Genomic DNA, 5,445 nt, shown 5'->3' on the forward strand with positions numbered 1-5,445 from the left:
GCACCACCCCTCACCTGTCGGTACGTCTCAGTACCTGTCAGTACCTGTCAGTCGAAGACGAACGGCCCCGGCGACTGTGCCTCGCCGGCGGTGCACGTCACGGTGAAGCCCAGGATCACCATCTGCAGCGAGCCGCCGAAGGCCTCCAGGCTGTCGCCGGGGGCGACGGTGCCGGTGAGGGGGCCGACCACCACGCCGTCGCCGGCGGCCAGCGCCGGGTTCTCGGTGCCGGTGAAGGCGACGGTGCCGCCGCCCGCGTTCACGAGGGTGAGCGTGGACTGGATGGAGTCCTCGGCGAGGGCGAGCGGAGCGGTGATCTCCTCGGAGGAGACGGTGACGGTGGCGGAGGTGCCGTCCTGTGTGGCCGTGAGCGTGGCCACTCCGGAACCGCCGATCGTGCAGGTGGCGTTGATCGTCGCGACGTCAGGGGTGACGGCCGCGGCGGTCGGGGCGAACGCGAGGCCGGTGACGGCCAGCGTCCCTGCCGCGAGCGCCGAGCCGACTCCGAGTCGTATGCGTTTCATCGAGCGAATTCCCTTCCCTGGTACGGGCGTTGTGCGGGGTCTGGGGAAGCCCCGTACGTCCCGGTACGGGCGTTGCCATGTGGGGGCGGTGCAATGCGCGGCCGCGCGGCGGAATATGACGGTCCGCCAAGAGAACGGCTCCATTGAGACGCGAGCGCGCCAAGATTGCAAGAGATGTTCTGCCGGTTGCGGCAAGGGTCGACGAAAGTGGCCGAAGCCGATCGCCGACGACGCCGGCCGACTCGGCGGCACGGTCGGGAGGTTGAGTCGATCTGTCCCGCGCCGCGCGGTTTTGCCGGTAGCCCGGCCCGGGTGTCCACTCGCCCGCGCATGATTTTCGCCCAGCTCGGAGGGCTGTTACCGGCCGTAACACTACGCCGCGAGCGACTCCCGGCACCGCACGGCCGGAGATCACTACTCTGTACGGGTGCTCACGTACGACGAGTTGACGGGGCCGGAACGTGAGCTGTGGGACGCGTTCCCGGGTGGGGCGGCGGGTGGATCTGCGGACGGGGATGCCGGAGGAGGACCGGGTCGCGGGGTGGGGAGTGGAGGCCGGAGCGGACGGTGCGGGCGGCGGTGATCGCGGCGCTGTTGTTGGGCGCCAACTCCGCGGAGCGGCCCGGCGCGGTGGGCTCGCCGGCCCTCGCCGGCGCGCGGGTCTCCGGGTTCCTCGCCCGCCAACGCCACCGGCGCCGCACGCTGTCCCCGGCCGCCCCCGTCTGGGGCCACCTCCTCGACGTGACCGTCGGCTATGGCTACCGCCCCTGGCCGGCAGGCGTCTGGCTCCTCACCCTGACCCTGCTGGGCACTACGGCGTTCGCCACCGGCTCCCCCACCGCGGTGAAACCGGGCGAGGGCGCCCCCTTCCAGCCGTTCGTCCACACCCTCGACCTACTCATCCCATCGGCGGCCTGGGCCAACGCACCGCCTGGTACTGGACGGACGGCACCCTCCAGTGGCTGGCCCACACCCTGATCGCCCTCGGCTGGATCCTGACGACGGCCGTCATCGCGGGGGTGACCCGCACTCCGCAGAAGAACTGGCGGGCTTCGGGGCAAAGGCGCCCTCAGCCCGCCGTCACGGTCGCCCGTACCGCCCCGTCCGGCCCCGCCAGCAGCACCGGCGTCTCAGGCCCACCGAGGTCCCGTACGGCGGCCCGGTCCTCGTCGGAGACGGTCTCGGAGTCGGTCACCACGGCCGCCGCCTCCAGGGACTTGGCGCCGGAGGCCACCGCCATGGCGACGGCCGTGCGGAGCGCGCTCAGTCGCAGGGAGTCGAGGGCCACGGTCCCGGCGACATACGTACGGCCCGTCTCGTCGCGCACGGCCGCCCCCTCGGGCACCCCGTTGCGGGCCCGCGCGGAACGGGCCAGGGTGACGATCTTGCGGTCCTCGGGGTCGAGCGCGCTGCTGTCGGTCATGAGCCGAGCATACGGAGACCGGGTCGGCCCACCACGCCACGGGGTGGGTTCACGCCCGGTCGAGCCGAAGCCGCTCCGCACGTGGCAGGCCGGCCACCACCAGGTCGTACGAGTCCTCGATCAGCTCTTCGGCCAGGCGGTCCGGGAGGTCGCCGTCAAGGGTCACCGTGTTCCAGTGGCGCTTGTTCATGTGATAGCCGGGGGCGATGAGGCCCTGGTGTTCGGTGCGGAGGCGGACCGCGTCCTCCGGGTCGCACTTGAGGTTGACCTTCAGGGGGCGTTCGTCCGTCCAGCTCAGGGCGAACATCTTGCCGAGGACCTTGAAGACGGAGATCTCGGGGCGGAAGGGGAAATCCTCGACGGCCTCGTTGAAGGACAGGCAGAAGGTGCGCAACTCCTGTGGCGTCACGCCGGCTTCGTCTCCTCCTCCGGCGGCCCTGCGGCGCCGAGCGGCTCCACGAGCACCGTGATGATCTTGTTCCGGCGGCCGGCCGCGGCCTCCGCCGTGAGGCGCAGTCCGCGCTCGTCCGGCAGGGCGACGACCGAGGAGGCGCCGGCGATGGGGACGCGGCCCAGGGCCTTGGCGAGGAGGCCGCCCACGGTCTCCACGTCCTCGTCGTCGTAGGCCTCCAGGCCGTACAGCTCGCCGAGGTCGGTGATGTCGAGGCGCGCGGTGACGCGGTAGCGGTCGTCGCCGAGGTCCTCGACGGGCGGGATTTCACGGTCGTACTCGTCGGTGATCTCGCCGACGATCTCCTCGAGGATGTCCTCGATGGTGACAATGCCGGCGGTGCCGCCGTACTCGTCGATGACGACGGCGACGTGGTTGCGCGCCTGCTGCATCTCGCGGAGCAGGTCACCGGCGTTCTTCGTGTCGGGGACGAAGACCGCGGGGCGCATGACCGTGGACACCAGTTCGCTCTCGGCGTCCCGGCTGATGTGCGTCTTGCGTGCCAGGTCCTTCAGATACACGATGCCGACGATGTCGTCCTCGTTCTCGCCGGTGACCGGCATCCGCGAGAAACCGGACCGCAGGGCGAGGGTGAGAGCCTGGCGGATGGTCTTGTAGCGCTCGACGGCGACCAGGTCGGTGCGCGGGACCATCACCTCGCGGACGAGGGTGTCCCCCAGCTCGAAGACCGAGTGCACCATGCGGCGCTCCTCGGCCTCGATCAGCGACTCCTTCTCGGCGAGGTCGACCAGCGCGCGCAGCTCGGCCTCGGAGGCGAACGGGCCCCGCCGGAAGCCCTTGCCGGGGGTCAGCGCGTTACCGATGAGGATGAGGAGGGACGGGATCGGACCCAGGACGCGGGCCAGCGGCAGCAGCACGTACGCCGCCGCCGTGGCCGTGTTCAGGGGGTGCTGGCGGCCGATGGTGCGCGGAGAGACACCGACGGCCACGTAACTGACGAGGACCATGACGCCGATGGCCACGGCCAGGGCCTCCCAGGTCGCGTCGAACTGCTGCAGGCAGGCGTACGTGACGAGCGCGGCGGCGGCCATCTCGCAGGCCACGCGTACAAGCAGCGCGAGGTTCAGATAGCGGGTCGGGTCGGCCGAGATCTGGGCGAGCTTGGCGCTGCCGCGCCGCCCGGACCGTACGGCCTCCTCGGCCCGGAAGCTGGAGACGCGCGCGAGGCCCGCCTCCGCGCAGGCGGCGAGCCAGGCGACGACGACCAGGGCGACGGCACCGCTGACGAGAGTCGCGCTCATGACACGGTCGGCGCCGGGGAGGGGCCGGTGATGCCCTTCTCCGCGCGCCAGCCGTCCACGATGGCAGCCTGCAGGCCGAACATCTCGGCCTTCTCGTCCGGCTCCTCGTGGTCGTAGCCGAGCAGGTGCAGCACTCCGTGGACGGTGAGGAGCTGGAGCTCCTCGTCCATGGAGTGCTGCGTGTCCGCTTCCTTGCCCTGCTTCTCGGCGACCTCGGGGCAGAGCACGATGTCCCCGAGCAGGCCCTGCGGCGGCTCGTCGTCGTCCTTCGACGGCGGACGCAGCTCGTCCATCGGGAAGGACATCACATCGGTCGGACCGGGAAGGTCCATCCACTGGATGTGCAGCTGCTCCATGGCGTCGGCGTCCACGACGATCACCGAGAGCTCGGAGAGGGGGTGGATGCGCATCCGCGTCAGCGCGTAGCGGGCGATGTCGAGGATCGCCTGCTCGTCGACCTCGGTTCCGGACTCGTTGTTGACGTCGATCGACATGGTCGTGCTGATCTACTTCCGCTTGTTACCGGCACCCTTGTGGGTGCCGTTCTCCGTACCGTTCTGGCTGTCGTACTTCTCGTACGCGTCGACGATACGGCCGACCAGCTTGTGCCGTACGACATCCTGCGAGGACAGCCGGGAGAAGTGCACGTCGTCGAGGCCCTCCAGGATGTCCTGGACCTGGCGCAGACCGGACTTCGTGCCGTTCGGCAGGTCGACCTGCGTCACGTCACCCGTGATCACGATCTTCGATTCGAAGCCGAGGCGGGTGAGGAACATCTTCATCTGCTCGGGTGAGGTGTTCTGGGCCTCGTCGAGGATGATGAAGGCGTCGTTGAGCGTACGGCCGCGCATGTACGCCAGCGGCGCCACCTCGATCGTCCCCGAAGCCATCAGTTTCGGGATCGAGTCGGGGTCGAGCATGTCGTGCAGCGCGTCGTACAGCGGGCGCAGGTACGGGTCGATCTTCTCGTAGAGCGTGCCGGGGAGGAAGCCCAGGCGCTCTCCGGCCTCGACCGCGGGGCGGGTCAGGATGATGCGGTTGACCTGCTTGGACTGGAGGGCCTGAACGGCCTTGGCCATGGCCAGGTAGGTCTTGCCGGTGCCGGCGGGGCCGATGCCGAAGACGATGGTGTGCTTGTCGATGGCGTCGACGTACCGCTTCTGGTTGAGCGTCTTGGGGCGGATCGTGCGGCCGCGCGAGGACAGGATGTTCTGCGTCAGAACCTCGGCCGGGGTCTCCTGGCCGTCGCTCTTCCCGTTCTCGCTCGCTCTCAGCATGGCGATCGAGCGTTCCACTGCGTCCTCCGTCATCGGCTGTCCGGTGCGGAGCACCAGCATCATCTCGTCGAACAGGCGCTGGACGAGAGCGACTTCGGGGGCGTCGCCGACCGCGCTGATCTCATTGCCCCGGACATGGATGTCGACCGCCGGGAAGGCCTTCTCGATCACGCGCAGGAGGGAATCGCCGGAACCCAGCACGGTCACCATGGGGTGCGCCGCGGGGACGGTGAACTGTGCTCTCGCCTTGCCCTGCGCGGGGGTGTGAGCTGTGGGTGTCTGAGTCATGGGCCGGCTCTGGGGCCGCACGTCCTCCTTGAAGCGACTCGCAGGTGGTGGCCTGCGCTTGTGATTCAAGGGTACGCCGGGGGACTGACAGGGCCGTAGGGCTTTTTACCGGGAAGAGCTCGCGGGTTCTGACATCGTCGGAGTGCGGGTCGTTCGTGGCTGGTGGCGCAGTTCCCCGCGCCCCTTTTGGGCGCGCGGCCCGTCAGGGGGTGCTGGGCGT

Annotated in this window: 7 protein-coding genes; 1 reads left to right on the forward strand and 6 read right to left on the reverse strand. The window is 69.8% G+C overall.

Going from position 1 to position 5,445, the window contains the following annotated elements; translation table 11 throughout:
• Window positions 1-47: 47 nt before the first annotated feature.
• Window positions 48-524, reverse strand: coding sequence for a hypothetical protein (locus tag ACFU53_RS46250; protein WP_384006221.1), 477 nt, complete (start codon window positions 522-524; stop codon window positions 48-50).
• Window positions 525-1,091: 567 nt separating this feature from the next.
• On the opposite strand from ACFU53_RS46250, the gene ACFU53_RS46255 reads away from it, so the two are divergent.
• Window positions 1,092-1,502 (forward strand): hypothetical protein, encoded by a 411-nt coding sequence (locus ACFU53_RS46255; protein WP_384006223.1) that lies wholly within the window; start codon window positions 1,092-1,094, stop codon window positions 1,500-1,502.
• A gap of 91 nt (window positions 1,503-1,593) precedes the next feature.
• Here ACFU53_RS46255 and ACFU53_RS46260 read toward each other — a convergent pair whose 3' ends face one another.
• From ACFU53_RS46260 to ACFU53_RS46280, 5 genes are read right to left on the reverse strand one after another with little or no spacing between them, the layout of a single operon-like run.
• The gene (locus ACFU53_RS46260; protein ID WP_384006225.1) at window positions 1,594-1,947 is read right to left on the reverse strand and encodes a cytidine deaminase; all 354 of its coding nucleotides are present in this window, start codon (window positions 1,945-1,947) and stop codon (window positions 1,594-1,596) included.
• Between the two features lie 49 nt (window positions 1,948-1,996).
• Window positions 1,997-2,356, reverse strand: a complete 360-nt coding sequence (locus tag ACFU53_RS46265) for an MmcQ/YjbR family DNA-binding protein (RefSeq protein ID WP_384006227.1) — start codon at window positions 2,354-2,356, stop codon at window positions 1,997-1,999.
• On the reverse strand, window positions 2,353-3,660 hold the full coding sequence (locus ACFU53_RS46270; RefSeq protein ID WP_384006229.1) for a hemolysin family protein: 1,308 nt from the start codon (window positions 3,658-3,660) through the stop codon (window positions 2,353-2,355). Before ACFU53_RS46270 ends, ACFU53_RS46265 begins: the two co-directional genes overlap by 4 nt.
• A complete protein-coding gene (ybeY, locus tag ACFU53_RS46275) occupies window positions 3,657-4,154 on the reverse strand; it encodes an rRNA maturation RNase YbeY (protein WP_384006231.1) in 498 nt (165 codons plus the stop codon). The genes ACFU53_RS46270 and ybeY overlap by 4 nt, the downstream gene beginning before the upstream one ends.
• Before the next feature lie 12 nt (window positions 4,155-4,166).
• Window positions 4,167-5,225 (reverse strand): PhoH family protein, encoded by a 1,059-nt coding sequence (locus tag ACFU53_RS46280; protein WP_384006233.1) that lies wholly within the window; start codon window positions 5,223-5,225, stop codon window positions 4,167-4,169.
• Window positions 5,226-5,445 lie beyond the last annotated feature (220 nt).

Origin of the sequence: Streptomyces sp. NPDC057474, assembly GCF_042802555.1 — a bacterium.
Lineage (GTDB): Bacteria > Actinomycetota > Actinomycetes > Streptomycetales > Streptomycetaceae > Streptomyces.